Genomic DNA, 18,524 nt, shown 5'->3' on the forward strand with positions numbered 1-18,524 from the left:
TGACACGCTGTCGCCGCCGCCGCGCCAATTCGCCACTTGCCGTGGCCGTGCCAGCCGCCCTAGAGTCTTGTCGGGACTAAGGGTGCCGTCGCACGCGTTATACCAAGACGGGAGTGATTGTCGTGGGTGTCGTTCTCAACATCGAAAACGGGAAGCGGGAGCCCGCCTCCATCAAGGATCTCATCGATCTGACTGCTGCCGATATGGGACGTGTCAACGAGCTGATCCTGTCCAAGGCCGGCTCCGACGTCGAGATGATTCCCGAGGTCGCCAACCACCTGATCTCTTCCGGCGGCAAGCGGCTCAGGCCAATGCTGACGCTGGCTGCGGCGCAGATGTTCGGCTATGCCGGCGAGGGCCACGTCAAGCTCGCCACTTCGGTCGAATTCATGCATACGGCCACGCTTCTGCATGACGACGTGGTCGATGAAAGCGGCATGCGGCGCGGCAAGAAGACCGCCCGCATGATCTGGGGCAACCAGGCCAGCGTGCTGGTCGGCGACTTCCTGCTCGGCCAGGCCTTCCGAATGATGGTCGATGTCGGCTCGCTCGAAGCGCTCGACATCCTGTCCAGCGCAGCCTCGATCATCGCCGAGGGCGAGGTCATGCAGCTGGCCGCCGCCAAGAACCTCGAAACCACCGAGGACGAGCATTTCGCCGTCATCAAGGCCAAGACCGCCGCGCTGTTTTCGGCCGCCGCCGAGGTTGGCCCGGTCATCGCCCAGGCGACCCGCAACGACCGTGCGGCGCTGCGTTCCTACGGCATGAATCTCGGCCTTGCCTTCCAGCTGATCGATGATGCGCTGGACTATGGCGGCACCAGCAAGGATCTGGGCAAGAATGTCGGTGACGATTTCCGCGAGGGCAAGGTGACCTTGCCGGTCATCCTCGCCTACCGGCGCGGCAGCAAGGCCGAACGCACCTTCTGGAAGCGCGCCATCGAGGACAATGTCACCGACGACGCCGGGCTGGAAAGGGCGATCGGCCTGATGACCCGCCACGGCGCCATTGCCGACACGATCGGGCGCGCTCGCCATTTCGGCGAGATCGCCCGCGACGCGCTGGCGCCGCTGGAAGAGACGCCGCAGAAATCGGCGCTGATCGACGTCATCGACTTCTGCATCAGCCGCGTGAACTGAGCGCCTGACGGCTTGCTACCGGGGCCGTCGGTAAAAAGACACCTGTGAATTCGCCCTGCCGTCTCGACAAGCAGCCCAGTCGCAAATTATCTATAAAACATGGCCAAGGGCACTGACGACACCATCGCGGTCCGCATCGGCAAGGTTTTGGCGGATCGCATCATCTCCGGCGCGATCGAGCCAGGGGCGAGGTTGCGGCAGGATCATGTCGCCGAGGAATTCAACACCAGCCACGTTCCCGTGCGCGAGGCCTTTCGCCGACTCGAGGCGCAGGGCCTCGCCGTCAGTGAGCCGCGTCGTGGCGTGCGTGTCGCGGCCTTCGATCTGGGCGAGGTCAAGGAGGTCGCCGAAATGCGGGCCGCACTCGAAGTGCTGGCACTGCGCCAAGCCGCGCCGCATCTGACCTCGGCCATTCTCGACCAGGCCGAGGAGGCGACAAAAGCCGGCGACAAATCCCATGACGTCAGGTCGTGGGAGGAGGCCAATCGCGCCTTTCACCGGCTGATCCTGACGCCCTGCGGCATGCCCCGCCTGCTTGCCACCATAGACGACCTGCACGCGGCAAGCGCGCGCTTCCTGTTCGCGGCTTGGCGCTCGGAGTGGGAGACGCGCACCGACCAGGACCACCGGGCGATCCTCACCGCCTTGCGGCAGGGAAACACCGAATCGGCCGCGGCAACATTGGGACGGCATGTCCAATGGATTGGCCGCAAGCCGGTCAAGACAGCCTCCGGCGCCACGCGCGAAGCTTTCGCGATCGTGGGTTGAACGATCTTTTCCCAAGCCCAGGCTTGCTATCGCTCCAGAAATGTGGATTCGATAATAGACCGAAAACAGAAATTATCTATAATTTCGGATCGACCGAAGGGAAGCCTATGACCAACCTCGCATTCTCGTCCGCCAGACCGTCCTTCAGCCCGCTGCGTCTCCAGCAGCGATCGCTCGGTTGGCAGGCCGGCGCCGTCGTGCTCGGCACGCTCTTCCTGGCGCTGTCCTCTTACATCGAGGTTCCGATGGTGCCGGTTCCGGTGACCATGCAGACCTTCGCCGTGACGCTGATCGGTGCGCTCTATGGCTGGCGGCTTGGCGCGGTGACGATCGCCGCATGGCTGGTCGAAGGTGCTGTCGGCTTTCCAGTCCTGGCCGGCGGCGCTGCCGGCATTCAGCATTTCGTGGGCCCGACGGGTGGCTATCTCTTTGCCTTTCCTGTCACCGGCGCACTGGTCGGTTGGTTGGCCGAGCGCGGCTGGAACGGCAACAGGGTTTTGCCTGCCTTCGCCGCCATGCTGCTCGGCAATCTTGCCTGCCTGACTCTCGGCACAGCCTGGCTTGCCGTCATGATCGGCGCCGAGAAGGCCATCACCTTCGGCTTCGTGCCGTTCATCGTCGGCGGGTTGCTGAAATCGGCGCTTGGCGCCGCGACGCTGATGGCGCTCCCGCGCGGCAAGATGAACTTGCCGAAGCCGTGACGGTCAGGCTGCGCGCCCACCATCTCCTTTGCCTGCTCACCTATGTGGGCAAGGGATACAGCCCCGCTTTCACCGCCAATTATGACGGAATCGCGGAGCGCTTGAGCCGGGGCGAGGACATCCTCCTCGTTTCCGGACCAGACGACATCTGCGCTCCGTTGCTTGGCGAGCCGGAACCGCACTGCCTGCGTGACGGCGCGGCCGGGCGGGACCGGCAGGCCGCGGAAGACGTGGAAGCGCTGCTGGCTCGGCCGATCCGGCACGGCATCCGCCTCGATCTCGATGCCGCCATCCTGACAAGGCTGCGGCAGGCGTTTTCGACCGGCCACGTGCGCAAGGCGTGCGGCGGCTGCGAATGGAGCGGGCTGTGCGGCGCGGTGGCAAGCGGCGGCTATCGCGATACGCGGCTGCGGCGGCCTGTTGACGCGCAAAACCGTCCCATTTAGCCATGGTTTGTTAATCGGGTGACCCGATTGTGAATTTCAGGCGGATTGAAGCGCGACCCCAAAAAGGCCATGCTTTGCCTGGAAAGATCGAGTCTGGGTCGATCCGCTGACGCGGAGATGGCGCCTGGCTGAAAGGGATATGATGCAGCAAGGACGTGCGCGCTGGCTGACAAGGCTGGCAATTGTGACGGGCATGGCGATTTCGGCATTGCCGGCCTATGCCAAGCAATCCACCGAACCGGTCAAGATCTCGTCGTTCTCGGGCGCCTATCTGGCTGCCAGGATCGCCGAGGGCGACAACGACCTCGACAGCGCCATCGCCTATTACAAGCAAGCCCTGGCCTTCAATCCTGGAGACACAGCCCTGCAGCAGAGCCTGATGCTGTCGCTGATCGCTCAAGGCCGCTTCGACGAATCGCTGGTCTATGCCGACAAGCTCAAGGAAGTGCCCGATGTCGAGCGCTTCTCGCGCCTGGCGCTGGCGGTCGACACCTTCCACAAGAAGGATTTCACCAAGGCACAGTACTGGCTCAAGCTGTCGCTGGAATCCGATCTCGATCGGCTGATCTCCGGCGTCATGTCCGGCTGGGCCGAGCAAGGTGCCGGCCAGGCCAGCGAAGCGATGGCTTCGATCGACAAGCTGCAGGGGCCTGACTGGTTCGGCCTGTTCAAATCCTTCCACCGCGCCCTGATCGCCGATGCGTCTGGTATGCCTGAAAAGGCCGAGGCTATCTATGCCGCGACGATGCAGGACACCACCGCCGGCGGTGCGGCGCCTGAAACCTGGATGCGCAATGCGCAGGCCTATGCCTCGTTCCTGGCCCGTAAGGGCGACAAGGCCAAGGCGATGTCGGTTCTCGACCAGGCCGAGGCGTTCTCGCCGGGCAAGCTGGAAATCGTCGCCTTGCGCGACAGGATCAGCAAGGGCGACAAGATCGCGCCCTTCGTGTCCGGTCCGTCCGACGGTGCTTCCGAAATCCTGCTCGATCTTGCCACCGCGCTCAACCGTGGCGGCGGCGAGCCATTCGTGCGCCTTTATTTGCAATATGCCTTGGCCCTGAAGCCCGACAGCGACGCTGCCCTCGTGCAGCTCGCCGCCGTTGCCGAACAGCTGAAGAACGGCGAGGGCGCCATCGCACTCTATCGGCGCATCCCCGACTCTTCGCCACTGAAGGAGATTTCGGACCTGCAGCTTGGCCTCAACCTTGCCGATCTCGACCGCCATGACGAGGCGATCACGCATCTGAAGGCCTTCGTCGAAGCTCATCCAAACGACATGCGCGCCTATCTGGCGCTCGGCGGTGTCTACTCCTCGAAGGAGGATTTCCGCTCCGCCGCCAATCTCTACGACAAGGCCGTCGAGGTGCTGAAGACACCGACCGCCGCCAACTGGAACATCTTCTACCAGCGCGGCATCGCCTATGAGCGGCTGAAGGAATGGCCAAAGGCCGAGCCGAATTTCCGCAAGGCGCTGGAATTGCAGCCAGACCAGCCGCAGGTGCTGAACTATCTCGGCTATTCCTGGGTCGACATGAACACCAACCTGAAGGAAGGGCTGGAGATGATCCAGAAGGCCGTCGATCTCAAGCCGAGCGACGGCTACATCGTCGATTCCCTGGGTTGGGCTTATTTCCGCCTCGGCCGGTTCGATGACGCGGTGCGCGAGATGGAACGCGCGGTCTCGCTGAAGCCGGAAGATCCGGTTCTGAACGACCATCTCGGCGATGCCTACTGGCGCGTCGGCCGCAAGCTGGAAGCCACCTTCCAATGGAACCAGGCCCGCGACCTGAAGCCGGATCCCGACGTGCTTGCCTCCTTGCAACAGAAGCTGATGAAGGGCCTGCCGCCGATCGAGTCCAACACGGCGCAGGAAACCCCGAAGGTCAAGCCGGAGCCGGTTCCCGCCCCGAAGGGGTGAAACGCCTTTTTGGAATCCGAACGGGGCTCTCGGAGCCCCGTTTTCGTTTTGATGTCCGTCTGCTCAGAACGCGCTCAGAACATCTTTCGATAGACGACGAAGCCAGAGCGTTCGCCGACCTTGTCATAAAGCTTCATCGCCGCGTGATTGGTTTCATGCGTCAGCCAGTATACTCGGCCGGAACCGGCCGCCTTGGCGCGCTCGTAGACGCCTTCGATCAGCGCCCGGCCGACGCCTTTGCCGCGCGAGGCCTCGCTGGTGAAAAGATCCTGCAGATAGCAGTTTGGCGCGATCGCCGTCGTGCTGCGGTGGAACAGGTAGTGGACGAGGCCAAGCAACTCGCCTTCGTTTTCCGCGACCAGCGCATGCACTGGCTCATAGGCGTCGAAGAAGCGGGACCACGTCATTGCCGTGATGTCGCTTGCCAGCGCCGTCTCGCCCGAACGGCCATAGAAAGCGTTGTAGCCGTCCCACAGCGGCAGCCATCGGTCGAAATCCTGGCGCGTGACGGGGCGGATGGTGACGGGGTTGGACATGGCTTGACCTGTCGTCGTTGACATGGGTGATACAGGGCTTCGAAGAGAGCGCAGGTCGCCACGTCCGGCAATGGGCCAGCCGCTCGCAAAGCTTTCGACCGGTCCTGCAAAGGTCGCGGGCGTGCGCCTTGCTTGACGCTTCGCCGCCGTGTCTCTAGGACGTGGCCGCAAGCTAGCCTGTGTCGCCGAGGCCACCGTGACGATTGAAATCCCAGCCCATATGCATCCCAGCCGCTCGTTCCAGGGGCTGATCCTCACTTTGCACAATTACTGGGCGGCTTATGGCTGCGTCATCCTCCAGCCCTATGACATGGAGGTCGGCGCCGGCACCTTTCATCCGGCAACGACGCTGCGCGCGCTAGGCCCCAAGGGCTGGAACGCCGCCTATGTCCAGCCTTCGCGCCGTCCCAAGGACGGCCGCTATGGCGAGAATCCGAACCGGCTGCAGCACTACTACCAGTACCAGGTGATCCTGAAGCCCAATCCGCCCAATCTGCAGGAGCTCTATCTCGGCTCGCTGGCGGCAATCGGCGTCGACCCGTTGCTGCACGACATACGTTTCGTCGAGGACGATTGGGAAAGCCCGACGTTGGGCGCCTGGGGGCTTGGCTGGGAATGCTGGTGCGACGGCATGGAGGTGTCGCAGTTCACCTATTTCCAGCAGGTCTGCGGCATCGAATGCGCGCCGGTGGCGGGGGAACTCACCTACGGCCTGGAGCGCCTGGCCATGTATGTGCAGGGCGTCGACAATGTCTACGACCTCAACTTCAACGGCCGCGAGGGCGCCGACAAGGTGACCTATGGCGATGTCTTCCTGCAGGCCGAGCAGGAATATTCCCGCCACAATTTCGAATACGCCAACACGGCGATGCTGCTCAGGCATTTCGAGGACGCCGAGGCCGAGTGCAAGGCTCTGCTCGAGGCCGGCGCGCCGGCCTCGAACGACAATCTGCCGATGCACAAGATGGTCTTCCCGGCCTATGACCAGTGCATCAAGGCCAGCCATGTCTTCAATTTGCTGGACGCGCGTGGCGTGATCTCTGTCACCGAGCGCCAGAGCTACATCCTGCGCGTGCGCAATCTGGCGAAGGCCTGCGGCGAGGCGTTCTTGAAGACGCAGGCCGGTGGATTGGCGGCCTGAGCCTCAAGCGTCCTCGATCACTCCGAGGGAAGCATGGATCGGCGGCAAGACCTGGCCGCTCTGGCCAGCCATTGTCCGTAGCGCCTGCCGCACGCCCGGCATCGAGAAGGCGCCGTGGGCCTGCGCGGTGAAGCAGGCGCTGAGCGCAAGGATCTGAAGAAGTCTGGATGCCGTTTTCATCGTCGTTCAGCCAATAGTTCCCTGCCTGAGCGTGGGTCGCTTCAGCGCAGCTTTCGGTTCATTGAAATCTTTGATCCAAGGACGGGCGGGTTCGGCTCGTCCCGACAGAGTGGCCAAAATTTATGGAAAGGGTGACAGCGGCCAGCCGAGTTGCTATGCCCCGCCCGGACCACTCTCCCGCATGAGCTGACCCCGATGCCTGACCTGCTTCTTGAACTTCGTTCCGAGGAAATTCCTGCCCGCATGCAGCGCAAGGCGGCGGGCGATTTGAAGAAGATGCTGACCGACGGTCTGGTCGAGGCGGGTCTCACCTATGAGGCGGCGCGTGAGTATTGGACGCCCCGGCGCCTGACGCTCGATATACGCGGGCTCACCGCACGCTCAAAAGACATTCACGAGGAAATCAAGGGTCCGTCGATATCGGCGCCAGAACAGGCGGTCCAGGGCTTCCTGCGCAAGGCCGGCCTGTCTTCGATCGCCGAGGCGCATGTCCATTCCGACCCGAAGAAGGGCGACTTCTACGTCGCCCATATTTCGAAGCCGGGCAGGGCGGCCGAAGAGATCATCGCCGGACTGGTGCCTGACCTCGTCCGCGATTTTCCGTGGCCGAAGTCGATGCGCTGGGGACCGGCCTCGGCCAAACCGGGCTCGCTGCGCTGGGTGCGCCCGCTGCAGTCGATCCTGTGCACCTTCGGCCCCGAGACCGAGGAGCCGGTGGTGGTCGATTTCGAGATCGACGGCATCCGTTCGGGCAACATCACCTACGGCCACCGTTTCCTCGCGCCCGGCGAAATCACCGTGCGCCGCTTCGACGATTATGTGGGCAAGCTGGAGGCGGGCAAGGTCGTGCTCGACGCCGACCGTCGCAAGGAGATCATCCTCGCCGACGCCCGCAACCTCGCCTTCGCCAACGGGCTCGACCTGGTCGAGGATGAGGGGCTGCTTGAAGAAGTGTCCGGGCTGGTCGAATGGCCCATCGTGCTGATGGGCGAGTTCGAGCAGGCCTTCCTTGCCATTCCGGCGGAAGTGATCCGGTTGACCATCCGCGCCAACCAGAAGTGTTTTGTCACGCGGCCGCAGGGGGAAAGCGAGGCGCTTTCCAACCGCTTCATCCTCACCGCCAACATCGAGGCGAAGGACGGCGGCAAGGAGATCGCCCACGGCAACGGCAAGGTGGTGCGCGCCCGCCTGTCCGATGCGCTCTATTTCTGGACTACCGACCAGGGCGATTTGCCGGACCTTGACCAACTCCAGGCATCAGCCGAGAAGTTCGGGCTCGATCTGAAAAAGCCGCTCGACCAGCGCATGGCGCGGCTCGACCATCTCAATGTGACCTTCCATGCCAAGCTCGGCACGCAGGGCGAGCGGGTGGAGCGCATCAAGCGATTGGCGGAAGAATTGGCGCCGGTCGTTGGCGCCGATCCCACGCCCGCGGGCCGTGCGGCGGTTCTCGCCAAGGCCGATCTCACCACTGAAGTGGTCGGCGAGTTTCCCGAATTGCAGGGGGCTATGGGCCGCAAATATGCGCTGCTGCAGGGCGAGCATCCATCCGTGGCCGCGGCCATCGAGGAGCACTACAAGCCACAAGGACCGTCCGATTATGTGCCGAGCGATCCAGTGTCGGTCGCCGTGGCGCTTGCTGACAAGCTAGATACGCTGGTCGGCTTCTGGGCCATCGATGAAAAGCCGACAGGCTCGAAGGATCCTTACGCGCTGCGTCGCGCTGCGCTTGGGATGGTGAGGCTGACTCTGGAGAATGGAACACCGCTATCGCTTCTTTCCACCATGGCCAAACATCGAAAGACCACTGTTGACCAGATTGATAAAAGGCAAGCCAGGGAGCAGGCCGAGTCAGGCGGCGACCATGCGCACGGGCGCGGGCAAGTCGGCGACGGGAAGTCCGTGGATCGCGACCTCCTCGCCTTCTTCCACGACCGCCTGAAAGTCTACCTCCGTGACCAAGGCGCCCGTCACGATCTCATCGACGCCGTGATCACACCTCAGTCCGACGACCTCCTCCAGATCGTGCGCCGCGTCGAGGCGCTTGGCTCTTTCCTTGACACCGAGGACGGCAAGAATTTGCTCGCCGGCACCAAGCGTGCCGCCAACATTCTGGCCGCCGAGGAGAAGAAGAAAACGGCCGTCGCCGAAACCGTTGAGCCGGCGTTGTTCCGGCAAGATGCGGAGAAGTCGCTGTTCGCCGCGGTGAATCAGGCCGAGAAGCAAGCCGGCGAAGCGATTCAAAACCAAGACTTTTCGGCTGCCATGATGGCGCTTAGCGTGTTGCGTGAACCCGTTGATTCATTCTTTGAGCATGTTCTCGTGAATGATGAGGACCTGTCCGTGCGTGCCAACCGACTGGCGCTGCTCGCGCGCATTCGCACGGCTACCGGTCAGGTCGCGGATTTCTCGAAAATCGCTGGTTGAGAAGCACTTTTCGAAAAGTCGGCACCGATTTTCTCGGACAAACGGTATCCGTTTGTCCTGAGATCACGCCGGGATAGAGGGGCCTCAGGCCCCTGGAAAAATATGTTCCGGCCGGCCCTTCGAGCCGGCTTACAGTCATATGACGATGATCTCTCCGTGGCAAAAGGGGTGTGTTCCCCATCCCAACGGAGGCTTCCATGAATTCCGATCACGAAATCGAAGTGACAGAAGAAACCTCGGCTCCTGCCGAGCCGCTTGAATCCGCTTCCGAAACCGCCCTCGATCACGCCGCTGCGATCACGGTCGAAGCCGCTGATCTGTCTGACGAAGACGGAGATGGCGATGACGAGGAAGGCGACGATGAAGACGGCGAAGAGTCTGACGAAGACGACGCCGATGACACCGTGAAGGGCGAAGGCGATGACGCCGAAGAATCCGAAGACGGCGAGTCCGAAGACGACGACGACAAGGAAGAAGCAGCCTGATTTTCAGTTAACAGATTCTCGAGGGCGGCGCTTTCGCGCCGCCCTTCCGCCGTCTTCCCAAATTGATTTGATCAGTTCTCCAGGATGCTGACGCGCACGCTGTTTTCATAGACGTCGACCTGGATCAGCGGCTCGCCATTGACGATGGCGCGCTTGGTCGAGGAACTCATCGCGCCAGGGCGCTCCAGCATGCGCTGCAGGTCGGCGCGCTGGTCGTTGGTCCTAAACCAGGCGTCGCCCTCGTCGTCGCCGTCGCGGCGATGGAATTTGTGCCAGTTGGCGCGGTCTTGCCGCACCATCTGCGCGGCGCCATCCAGCGCATAGCCGTCGCTCGCCTGGTGATCGCGATCGGAAATGCGCGCGACGTAGGATCCCAGCATGTCGTCCGCTTGGGCCACGCCACCAAGCAATGACGCCAGCAGAAGCCCTGCCACGGTAACGGTCGTCGAATTTTTCATGAGCAACCCCCTCTGCCTTGAACGATGCAATTGCGTCCGCTGGAGCCACTTGGCGAAAATCAGCCGCAGGGCCGCCAGCAAGATACTCTAGACGAAATTCGCCGGACAACGGTGCGCAGGACGCCAGACCGCCGTCAAGCCGCCGAGCATTTTGCCCGTCCGGTTTGCGTGGTCGCTACTTGACCTTGCCGGCTCCCGAAGCAGGCTGGTGGGCTGGCGGTGGCGGTACGGCTGTCGCCGGTGCCGCTGCTTTCCCGTGCGCTGCCGGCGCGGGGGCTGCCGAGGCTGTCGCCGTGGCGGGGGCGGCTGGGGTGGCCGGGGCCGTTGCCGCGGCCGGCGCCTTGGCCTGCACGGGTGTCGAGAAAGCGCCGCCGACGATGCCGCCCCTAATGATCATCGGGCTCTGCGCGAAGGAGTGCCTCGCCTCGGCCTTGCCGGGGATTGCCGCGACCTTTTCGTAGGTGACGTCAGGCTCGCCAAGCGCAACGACGGACACAACATCGCTCGCCTTGCCGTCGGCCGCCTTCAGCGCAAGGATGGAGGGTGTCGAGGCCGGCGCACCGGGAAAGACCAGCGACGAGGCCTGAGCCCCGCCACCCATTGAGGCCAAAGTGATGGCAAGCGCTCCCCAGATACGAACAGACACCGACATAGCTCCCATTGCCCAGAAGCCGCACGATAGTACTCGGCGATTGATGCCGGCTTTCGTGGAAAGATAGCATTTTAGGAATTGATGAATTGCCAATGCCCGCTTGCCCCGGCGGCCCCGTCGTATTACGCAGCCGGCATCCGCGAGGTGACGAGAGTGGCTGAAATACTTGCCGTCGGCGAAGCGATGGAACCGGCGTTGGCGCTGCTCCTGGGCGGCGATGTCGTCGCCATCCCGACGGAAACCGTCTACGGGCTTGCCGGCGATGCCACCAACGGCATTGGCGTGGCGCGCATTTTCGAAGCCAAGGGGCGGCCGCGTTTCAATCCGCTGATCGCCCATGTCGCCGACATGGCGATGGCCGAACGCATCGCCTCGTTCGATCCGCTGTCCAGGAAGCTCGCGCTTGCCTTCTGGCCGGGTCCGCTGACGCTGGTGCTGCCACAACGCCCCGGCAACGGCATTCATCCGCTGGTCACGGCCGGGCTCGACACGATCGCCGTGCGCATGCCGAGGGGTTTTGGCGGCGACCTGATCGGCAGGCTTGGCCGACCGCTTGCCGCGCCCAGCGCCAACTCATCCGGCAAGATCAGCGCGACGACGGCGCAGGCGGTGGCTGCGGATTTAGGCGGGCGCATCAAACTGGTGGTCGATGGTGGCGCCACGCCGGTCGGGCTGGAATCGACCATCGTCAAGGCCGAAGGCGAAAGGTTGCGCCTGCTTCGGCCCGGCGGCATTGCCGCCGACGAGATCGAGGCGGCCATCCGCATGGAGCTGCTGCGCGGCGGCATTGCCGGCGTCGAGGCGCCGGGCATGCTTGCCTCGCACTACGCACCGGGCGCGGCTGTTCGGCTCAATGCCGGCACGGTTGGTGAAGGAGAAGCGTTGCTTGCCTTCGGCGACCAGCGCGCGGAAGGCTGGCGCGGCGCGACCGCTTTCCTCAACCTCTCGCTGTCAGGTGACCTGCGTGAAGCGGCAAGCAATCTCTTTGCCTACATGCAGGATTTGGACCGTAGCGGCGCGCGGATTATCGCCGTCGAGCCAATTCCCTTTGACGGGCTCGGCGAGGCCATCAACGACCGGCTCTCCCGTGCCGCCGCTCCTCGTGACAACGCACAGCCCACAACGTAGTTTTCCCAGATGACCGCAACCGCAAAGACACTCGATCCCGCCCTCATCGATCGTTTCGCGGCGATCGTCGGCGACAAATATGCGCTGCGCGACCAGCAGGACATCGCGCCTTATCTGATCGAGCGACGCGGCCTCTGGCACGGCGCGACGTCCCTGGTGCTGCGGCCGGGCAGCGTCGACGAGGTCAGCCGGATCATGCGGCTGGCGACAGAGACCGGAACGCCGATCGTGCCGCAAAGCGGCAACACCGGGCTGGTCGGCGCGCAGGTGCCGGACAGATCCGGTCGCGAGATCGTCCTGTCGCTATCGCGGCTGAACCGCGTCCGCGAGATCGATGTCCTGTCCAATACGGTCACGGTCGAGGCCGGTGTCATCCTGCAGACCTTGCAGGAAGCGGCCGATGCCGCCGACCGGCTGTTTCCGCTGTCGCTCGCCGCGCAAGGCTCCTGCCAGATCGGCGGCAACCTGTCGTCCAATGCCGGCGGCACCGGCGTGCTGGCCTATGGCAATGCGCGCGAACTGTGCCTCGGCGTCGAGGTGGTGCTGCCGACCGGCGAGGTGTTCGACGATTTGCGCAAACTGAAGAAGGACAACACCGGCTACGACCTGAAGAACCTGTTCGTCGGCGCCGAAGGCACGCTCGGTGTCATCACCGCCGCCGTGCTCAAACTGTTCCCGAAGCCGAAGGGGACGGACGTCGCCTTCGTCGGCCTGTCGTCGCCCGAAGCCGCCCTTTCCCTGTTCAGCCTGGCCATGGACCGCGCCGGGGCCGCACTCACGGCCTTCGAACTGATCGGCAAGCGCCCGTATGACTTTACCCTTGCGCACGCCCAGGGCGTCGTGCGGCCGCTGGCCGAAGACTGGCCCTGGTACGTGCTGATGCAGATATCGTCCGGCCGCTCAGCGGAGGATTCTCGGGCGCTGATCGAGGATGTGCTTTCGGCGGGTCTAGAGCAGGAATTCGTCGGCGATGCCGTCATCGCCGCCAGCCTCGGGCAGGGCGATGCCTTCTGGGATTTTCGCGAGCTGTTGCCCGAGGCACAAAAGCCGGAAGGCGCTTCGATCAAGCACGACATTTCGGTGCCGATCGCATCGATACCGCGCTTCATAAGGGAGGCCGCCGGCGCCGTGGCGTCAGTGAGCGCCGGCGCCCGCGTGGTCTGTTTCGGCCATATGGGAGACGGCAACCTCCATTATAACATTTCACGGCCCGTCGATGGCGACGACGAGGCGTTCCTGGCGCTCTATCATGCGATGAACAAGGCCGTGCATGACGTGGTGCGCAGCCTGCACGGTTCGATCTCGGCCGAGCACGGCATCGGTCAGTTGAAGCGCGACGAACTGATCGCCACCGCGCCGCCGATGGCCATCGATCTGATGCGCCGGGTAAAGGCTGCCTTCGATCCGGCGGGCATCATGAATCCTAGTAAGGTTATCTGATTCTTTCACCATCCTGTGGCTGGTGGCATTCCGATAACCATCCCTGAGATCAGCAAAATTTAACCGACTTTCTTAAGCGCGGCGGTAAGGAGCCGGCGCTACTGTTTCCCCATAACGAGGCCGGGAAAACTGGCCCGGAGAGAACCGGACACCGGCTCTCAGGAGACAGACAGGAAGGCGCTCTATGAACGTGAACACTGGACTGAAGCCAGTCTGGGCGGGACGCAACATGCGTCTCGACCCATTCCGCCTGCCGCAGGTGGTGAGCTATGCCACGCGCGACGATTATGGCGACGTAACCTTCACCATCGACCAGCGCGGCGCAGTGATCCGCCGCCTGCTCGAGATGAGCGGCCTGCCGGCGATCATCGTGCTGCCCGCCAATGCATTTCGCGGCGTCGCCGCCCGTGCGATGGAGGATCCGGAAGGCAATGTCACGGTGACCCTGGAACTCCTGCACAACGATCCGATGCTGTCGGTGCCGCTGCTGGTGGCCGACGATCTCGAAGACGTCGCCGCCGACTGGCGGGCCTGGGCCGACGCCTACCGTCTGCCGATGCTGCTGATCGAATCCGATGGCGTCGCCCGCACCCTGGAAGAATCGCTCGGCGCCGCCATCAAGACATTGCCGCCGCGGGAGCGCCGCAAGGGCCGCGTTTCCAATATGCGCCGCCCCCGCTTCCTTGCCCGCCGCAGAGCCGGTGACCTCGGCCTCAGGCTGGTGATCGGCGGCGAGGAGATCATTTCAAGAGACTAGCGTTCTTCTCCCCGTATAGAGACGGGGAGAAGGAAAAGCCGCTACACCAGCGGCTTCAGCGCCACCCACAATGCGCCGCCGATCAGGCCGAGGAAGATCAGCCAGCCGACCTGGTTGTTCGACCGAAACAGCCGCAGGCACTGGTCTGGATCGTCGATATCCAGAACCGCGATCTGCCGCGCCATGTGGGCGCCGGCGGCGATCAATCCCGCCAGTGCCACCACCGGGGCCTGCGCCGAGGCGAAGGCGATGGCGAAGCAGATCAGCGTACCGCCATAAAGCCCCGCGAGCCATGCCTTGGTGTTGTCGCCGAACAGCCGCGCGGTCGAACGCACGCCGACAATGGCGTCGTCTTCCTTGTCCTGGTGGGCATAGATCGTGTCATAGCCGATCACCCACAGGATCGAACCGATATAGAGCATGATGGCGGGGCCATCGAGATCACCGAACTCTACCGCCCACCCCATCAGCGCGCCCCAGGAAAAGGCGAGGCCGAGAAACAGTTGCGGCCAGTTGGTTATCCGCTTCGTGAATGGATAGACAGCGACGATCACCAGCGAGCAAACGCCGAGCAGAATGGCAAAGCTGTTGAACTGCAGGAGAACCGCCAGGCCGACCAGGGCCTGCAGGAAAAGAAACAGCCAGGCCCGTCGGCGCGTGGTCTGGCCGGACGGTAGCGGGCGTGAGCGGGTGCGTTCGACCTGGTTATCGATGTCCTGGTCGACAATGTCGTTATAGGTGCAACCGGCGCCACGCATGGCGATGGCGCCAATCAGGAAGAGCACAAGGTACAAGGGCGCCGGCAGCAGCGAGAGCAGCGGGTCGCCTGGGCGCGGATAGGCGCTCGCCGCAAGTGCGGCCGACCACCAGCATGGCCACAAAAGCAATTGCCAGCCGATCGGCCTGTCCCACCGCGCCAGCTGCGCATAGGGCCAGATCGCGCGCGGCAGCACGCGATAGACCCAATGGCGGTTCGGCGCATCGGCGACGCGACCCTGGGCCGCTTTTGACTGGACAGGTTCCATTGGCATGGAGTGGCAGCAGTGGCGGAAACCGTCAAGCGGCAAGCGGAGGAGCGGCGGCCGCCAACCCGTCACGACGCGAAGATATCGCGTGTGGAAAACCAGACTTTCGCCACCGCGATGAAAGCCAGCGCCGCATTCGACACGCGCTGATGCGTATCGTGGGTGAGAATGATGCGCTGCATGGGCAGCGGATCCGACAGCGGTTTGCAGACGAGGCGCAAGCCGTCATAGCTGCGGTCGCCATGCGGGCGGGTATAGCTGACCGCGATGCCGAAGCCGTTGGCCACCATGCTGCGCTGGAGTTCGAACGAACTTGTGCGCATGTCGGCCACCGGCGACAGGCCACGGCCGCGGAACAGGTCGAGCATATGCTGCCAGCTATGCGGCTGGTCGGTCGTGATCAGCGGGTAGGCGGCCAGATCCGCCAGGCTGACCTCGGGCCGGCCCGCCAGTGCATGGCCCGCCGGCAGCAGCGCATGCGGCCGAAGCTCGTGCAGCAGGAAGCGGGCGAAATGCGACGGCAGGCCGAGATCGTAGCTGAGGCCGAGGTCGACTGTGGCGTCCGCCAGGCGTCGCCCAAGCGTCTCGAACGTCTCGTCACGGACGACAACCGCGACCCCTGGATGGCGTTCGGAGAAGGCACGGATAAGGCCCGGCGCGAAATAGGGCGCCAGATCCTCGAAGCAGCCGAGCACCAGCTCGCCACCGATGGCTGAATTGCCCGACCCCAGGCTCATGAGTTCGTCGGTCTCGGCAAGAACCTGCTTTGCCTTGGCTACCACGACACGGCCGAAGGAGGTCAGCGAAACGCCGCTTCCCCGCTGGCGTACGAATAGTTTTTGGCCGAAATCCCTTTCGATGGCGTCGATGGCCACTGAAATCGACGGCTGCGAAATGTTGATCGCCCGCGCCGCGCCGGTGACGCTGCCATGGCGGGCGACGGCGATGAGATAGCGGAGTTGCGTGAGAGTGAGACTCATAGCCAGAACCTATGTGTCAGATGAGAAGTTATTATTTTACGGAATGAGAGGACATTGCGATAGTGGCGTCGATCCTGAGAGGAGGACACCATGGCTTCCCAAACCGCAGCGCAGCCAATCGACACCGAAATCATCGATGCGCAGACAATCGCCGACTACCAGCGTGACGGCGCGGTCTGCATCCGCGGCGCCTTCAAGGGCTGGGTCGACACGATTGCCGCCGGCATTGAGCGCAACATGCGGAGCCGCAGCGCCACCGCGTCCGACATCGCTGGCGGCAAGGGCAGCTTCTTCGACGATTACTGCAACTGGGAGCGTATCCCTGAATTCGTCGATGTCGTGCGCAATTCGCCGGCGGCGCAGCTGGCGGCCGCGGTGATGCAGTCGCGCACCGCGCAGTTCTTCCACGACCATGTGCTGGTCAAGGAGCCCGGTACGCAGAAACCGACGCCGTGGCACCAGGACATCCCCTATTATTTTGTCGACGGCCAGCAGACGGTGAGCTTCTGGATCCCCATCGATCCGGTGAAGGAAGCGACGCTGCGCCTGATCGCCGGCTCGCACAAATGGGACAAGATGATCCTGCCGGTGCGCTGGCTGGACGATGGCAATTTTTACGCGACCGAGGGCGATTACCGTCCGGTGCCCGATCCCGACACCGATCCGTCGATGAAAGTTATCGAATGGGAGATGGAGCCGGGCGACGCCATTCTGTTCGACTTCAGGACGGCACACGGCGCGCGCGGCAATATGACCGCGGCCCGGCGCCGGGCGTTGTCGCTGCGCTGGGTCGGCGACGATGCCCATTATGTCGAGCGACCGGGCCGCACCTCGCCGCCCTATCACGGCCATGGCATGCAGCCGGGACAGAAGCTGCGCGAGGATTGGTTTCCGGTGGTCTTTCAGGGCTGAACGAGTGCCGGAATAGGGGGCGGCGGTGGCTGGCGCCCTATTCGACAGGGATAACGTTCCCGTGCGCAATCCACCCTGATGCCTTGACCCGTCGCCCAGAGAGCAATAGCGGGTTGTTCTCTCTATGGGATAGGCGGCATCAAGAGGTGGCCATGAACGTTCTTCTTCTCGGCTCCGGCGGCCGCGAACATGCGCTGGCCTGGAAGATCGCCGCTTCGCCGCTGCTGACCAAGCTCTACGCGGCCCCCGGCAATCCGGGCATTGGCAGCGAGGCCGAACTGGTGAAGCTTGATATCACCGATCACGCCGCGGTCGCCGCCTTCTGCCGGGAGAAAAAAATCGATCTCGTCGTGGTCGGCCCGGAAGGGCCGCTCGTCGCCGGCATCGCCGATGATCTGCGCGCCGAAAACATCCGCGTCTTCGGGCCTTCGAAGGCCGCCGCGCGGCTGGAAGGCTCGAAGGGTTTCACCAAGGACCTCTGCGCCCGGTACAACATTCCGACCGCCGCCTATGGCCGGTTCGGCGACCTGGCCTCGGCCAAGGCCTATGTCGAGAAGACAGGCGCGCCGATCGTCATCAAGGCCGACGGGCTCGCAGCTGGCAAGGGTGTCACCGTAGCCATGACGATGGACGAGGCACGGGCGGCACTCGCTTCCTGCTTTGACGGGTCCTTTGGTGCTGCCGGCGCGGAGGTGGTGGTCGAGGAATTCATGACCGGCGAGGAGGCGAGTTTCTTCTGCCTCTGCGACGGCACCACGGCGCTTCCCTTCGGCACCGCGCAGGACCACAAGCGCGTCGGTGACGGCGACGTCGGTCCCAACACCGGCGGCATGGGCGCCTATTCGCCGGCCCCGGTAATGACGCCTGACATGATCGAGCGCACCGTGCGCGAGATCATCGAGCCGACGATGCGCGGCATGGCCGAGCTTGGCGCGCCTTTCGCCGGGATTCTGTTCGCCGGATTGATGATCACGGAAAGCGGGCCGAAGCTGATCGAATACAACACCCGCTTCGGCGATCCCGAGTGCCAGGTGCTGATGATGCGGCTCAGGGATGACCTGCTGGTGCTGCTCAATGCCGCGACCGATGGCCAGCTCGCGCATATGTCGGTGCGCTGGCGTGACGAGGCGGCGCTGACCGTCGTGATGGCGGCCAGGGGCTATCCCGGCACACCGGAGAAAGGCTCCGTCATCCGCGGCGTCGAGGACGCCGCCGGTGAAGGCGTCCAGATTTTCCATGCCGGCACCGCAATCAATGGCGGTGCGCTGGTCGCCAATGGCGGCCGTGTGCTCAATGTCACGGCGAGCGGCGCCACGGTCGGAGAGGCGCAGGCGCGGGCCTATGCCGCCCTCGACCGCATCGACTGGCCGGACGGGTTCTGCCGCCGCGACATAGGCTGGCAGGCCGTGGCACGCGAGCAGGCCGGCTGAA

Annotated in this window: 19 protein-coding genes; 13 read left to right on the forward strand and 6 right to left on the reverse strand. The window is 63.8% G+C overall.

Annotated features, from left to right (window positions below; translation table 11 throughout):
• Positions 1-122: 122 nt before the first annotated feature.
• The 5 genes from FJ943_RS21870 (at position 123) to FJ943_RS21890 (ending at position 4,972) form a co-directional block, all read left to right on the forward strand.
• The gene (locus tag FJ943_RS21870; RefSeq protein WP_140724744.1) at positions 123-1,139 is read left to right on the forward strand and encodes a polyprenyl synthetase family protein; all 1,017 of its coding nucleotides are present in this window, start codon (positions 123-125) and stop codon (positions 1,137-1,139) included.
• Positions 1,140-1,238: 99 nt separating this feature from the next.
• Entirely contained in the window at positions 1,239-1,907 is a 669-nt protein-coding gene (locus FJ943_RS21875; RefSeq protein WP_140617323.1) for a GntR family transcriptional regulator, read from the forward strand.
• Positions 1,908-2,014: 107 nt separating this feature from the next.
• Positions 2,015-2,608 carry a biotin transporter BioY gene (locus tag FJ943_RS21880; RefSeq protein ID WP_140724747.1) on the forward strand — a complete coding sequence of 198 codons (594 nt, stop codon included), beginning with the start codon at positions 2,015-2,017 and terminating at the stop codon, positions 2,606-2,608.
• Entirely contained in the window at positions 2,605-3,054 is a 450-nt protein-coding gene (locus tag FJ943_RS21885; RefSeq protein WP_140661437.1) for a DUF1284 domain-containing protein, read from the forward strand. Before FJ943_RS21880 ends, FJ943_RS21885 begins: the two co-directional genes overlap by 4 nt.
• A 142-nt stretch (positions 3,055-3,196) precedes the next feature.
• Positions 3,197-4,972 carry a tetratricopeptide repeat protein gene (locus tag FJ943_RS21890; protein ID WP_140724901.1) on the forward strand — a complete coding sequence of 592 codons (1,776 nt, stop codon included), beginning with the start codon at positions 3,197-3,199 and terminating at the stop codon, positions 4,970-4,972.
• Positions 4,973-5,046: 74 nt separating this feature from the next.
• On the opposite strand, the gene FJ943_RS21895 is transcribed toward FJ943_RS21890, so the two are convergent.
• Positions 5,047-5,508, reverse strand: coding sequence for a GNAT family N-acetyltransferase (locus FJ943_RS21895; protein ID WP_140724750.1), 462 nt, complete (start codon positions 5,506-5,508; stop codon positions 5,047-5,049).
• Between the two features lie 196 nt (positions 5,509-5,704).
• On the opposite strand from FJ943_RS21895, the gene FJ943_RS21900 reads away from it, so the two are divergent.
• Complete coding sequence (locus FJ943_RS21900) at positions 5,705-6,649, forward strand: glycine--tRNA ligase subunit alpha (RefSeq protein ID WP_140724753.1); 945 nt, start codon at positions 5,705-5,707, stop codon at positions 6,647-6,649.
• Between the two features lie 3 nt (positions 6,650-6,652).
• Here the strand turns inward: FJ943_RS21900 and FJ943_RS29700 are convergent, their stop codons facing one another.
• Entirely contained in the window at positions 6,653-6,829 is a 177-nt protein-coding gene (locus tag FJ943_RS29700) for a hypothetical protein (RefSeq protein ID WP_167331130.1), read from the reverse strand.
• A 195-nt stretch (positions 6,830-7,024) separates the two neighbouring features.
• Between FJ943_RS29700 and glyS the strand changes: the two genes are divergently transcribed.
• Both glyS and FJ943_RS21910 read left to right on the forward strand, forming a co-directional pair.
• Positions 7,025-9,256, forward strand: coding sequence for a glycine--tRNA ligase subunit beta (gene glyS / locus FJ943_RS21905; protein WP_140724756.1), 2,232 nt, complete (start codon positions 7,025-7,027; stop codon positions 9,254-9,256).
• 197 nt (positions 9,257-9,453) lie between these two features.
• Positions 9,454-9,741, forward strand: coding sequence for an ATPase (locus FJ943_RS21910; RefSeq protein WP_140724759.1), 288 nt, complete (start codon positions 9,454-9,456; stop codon positions 9,739-9,741).
• A 71-nt stretch (positions 9,742-9,812) separates the two neighbouring features.
• Here the strand turns inward: FJ943_RS21910 and FJ943_RS21915 are convergent, their stop codons facing one another.
• Positions 9,813-10,199, reverse strand: a complete 387-nt coding sequence (locus FJ943_RS21915) for a hypothetical protein (RefSeq protein WP_140724762.1) — start codon at positions 10,197-10,199, stop codon at positions 9,813-9,815.
• A 175-nt stretch (positions 10,200-10,374) separates the two neighbouring features.
• Positions 10,375-10,845, reverse strand: coding sequence for a hypothetical protein (locus FJ943_RS21920; protein WP_140724765.1), 471 nt, complete (start codon positions 10,843-10,845; stop codon positions 10,375-10,377).
• 159 nt (positions 10,846-11,004) lie between these two features.
• Between FJ943_RS21920 and FJ943_RS21925 the strand changes: the two genes are divergently transcribed.
• The 3 genes from FJ943_RS21925 (at position 11,005) to FJ943_RS21935 (ending at position 14,176) form a co-directional block, all read left to right on the forward strand.
• Entirely contained in the window at positions 11,005-11,979 is a 975-nt protein-coding gene (locus tag FJ943_RS21925; protein WP_181174602.1) for an L-threonylcarbamoyladenylate synthase, read from the forward strand.
• Between the two features lie 9 nt (positions 11,980-11,988).
• Complete coding sequence (locus tag FJ943_RS21930; RefSeq protein ID WP_140724771.1) at positions 11,989-13,419, forward strand: FAD-binding oxidoreductase; 1,431 nt, start codon at positions 11,989-11,991, stop codon at positions 13,417-13,419.
• A 190-nt stretch (positions 13,420-13,609) separates the two neighbouring features.
• A complete protein-coding gene (locus FJ943_RS21935) occupies positions 13,610-14,176 on the forward strand; it encodes a DUF6101 family protein (protein ID WP_041163896.1) in 567 nt (188 codons plus the stop codon).
• A 41-nt stretch (positions 14,177-14,217) separates the two neighbouring features.
• Here the strand turns inward: FJ943_RS21935 and ubiA are convergent, their stop codons facing one another.
• Positions 14,218-15,201, reverse strand: a complete 984-nt coding sequence (gene ubiA / locus FJ943_RS21940; protein WP_181174609.1) for a 4-hydroxybenzoate octaprenyltransferase — start codon at positions 15,199-15,201, stop codon at positions 14,218-14,220.
• Positions 15,202-15,269: 68 nt separating this feature from the next.
• On the reverse strand, positions 15,270-16,181 hold the full coding sequence (locus tag FJ943_RS21945; protein WP_140724777.1) for a LysR family transcriptional regulator: 912 nt from the start codon (positions 16,179-16,181) through the stop codon (positions 15,270-15,272).
• 90 nt (positions 16,182-16,271) lie between these two features.
• Here FJ943_RS21945 and FJ943_RS21950 point away from each other — a divergent pair, with 90 nt between their 5' ends.
• Together FJ943_RS21950 and purD are read left to right on the forward strand one after the other, a co-directional pair.
• Positions 16,272-17,093 (forward strand): phytanoyl-CoA dioxygenase family protein, encoded by an 822-nt coding sequence (locus FJ943_RS21950; protein WP_140724780.1) that lies wholly within the window; start codon positions 16,272-16,274, stop codon positions 17,091-17,093.
• A gap of 152 nt (positions 17,094-17,245) precedes the next feature.
• Positions 17,246-18,523: a phosphoribosylamine--glycine ligase gene (gene purD, locus FJ943_RS21955; RefSeq protein ID WP_140724783.1), complete on the forward strand. Its 1,278-nt coding sequence runs from the start codon at positions 17,246-17,248 to the stop codon at positions 18,521-18,523.
• Position 18,524 lies beyond the last annotated feature (1 nt).

Source organism: Mesorhizobium sp. B2-3-10, from assembly GCF_006442275.1.
GTDB lineage: Bacteria > Pseudomonadota > Alphaproteobacteria > Rhizobiales > Rhizobiaceae > Mesorhizobium > Mesorhizobium australicum.

Coding starts and splice junctions, on each gene's coding strand:
- FJ943_RS21875 (WP_140617323.1), top strand. CDS start 1,239: ATGGCCAAGGGCACTGACGACACCATCGCGGTCCGCATCGGCAAGGTT.
- FJ943_RS21880 (WP_140724747.1), top strand. CDS start 2,015: ATGACCAACCTCGCATTCTCGTCCGCCAGACCGTCCTTCAGCCCGCTG.
- FJ943_RS21890 (WP_140724901.1), top strand. CDS start 3,197: ATGCAGCAAGGACGTGCGCGCTGGCTGACAAGGCTGGCAATTGTGACG.
- FJ943_RS21895 (WP_140724750.1), bottom strand. CDS start 5,508: ATGTCCAACCCCGTCACCATCCGCCCCGTCACGCGCCAGGATTTCGAC.
- FJ943_RS29700 (WP_167331130.1), bottom strand. CDS start 6,829: ATGAAAACGGCATCCAGACTTCTTCAGATCCTTGCGCTCAGCGCCTGC.
- glyS (WP_140724756.1), top strand. CDS start 7,025: ATGCCTGACCTGCTTCTTGAACTTCGTTCCGAGGAAATTCCTGCCCGC.
- FJ943_RS21910 (WP_140724759.1), top strand. CDS start 9,454: ATGAATTCCGATCACGAAATCGAAGTGACAGAAGAAACCTCGGCTCCT.
- FJ943_RS21915 (WP_140724762.1), bottom strand. CDS start 10,199: ATGAAAAATTCGACGACCGTTACCGTGGCAGGGCTTCTGCTGGCGTCA.
- FJ943_RS21930 (WP_140724771.1), top strand. CDS start 11,989: ATGACCGCAACCGCAAAGACACTCGATCCCGCCCTCATCGATCGTTTC.
- ubiA (WP_181174609.1), bottom strand. CDS start 15,201: ATGGAACCTGTCCAGTCAAAAGCGGCCCAGGGTCGCGTCGCCGATGCG.
- FJ943_RS21945 (WP_140724777.1), bottom strand. CDS start 16,181: ATGAGTCTCACTCTCACGCAACTCCGCTATCTCATCGCCGTCGCCCGC.
- FJ943_RS21950 (WP_140724780.1), top strand. CDS start 16,272: ATGGCTTCCCAAACCGCAGCGCAGCCAATCGACACCGAAATCATCGAT.
- purD (WP_140724783.1), top strand. CDS start 17,246: ATGAACGTTCTTCTTCTCGGCTCCGGCGGCCGCGAACATGCGCTGGCC.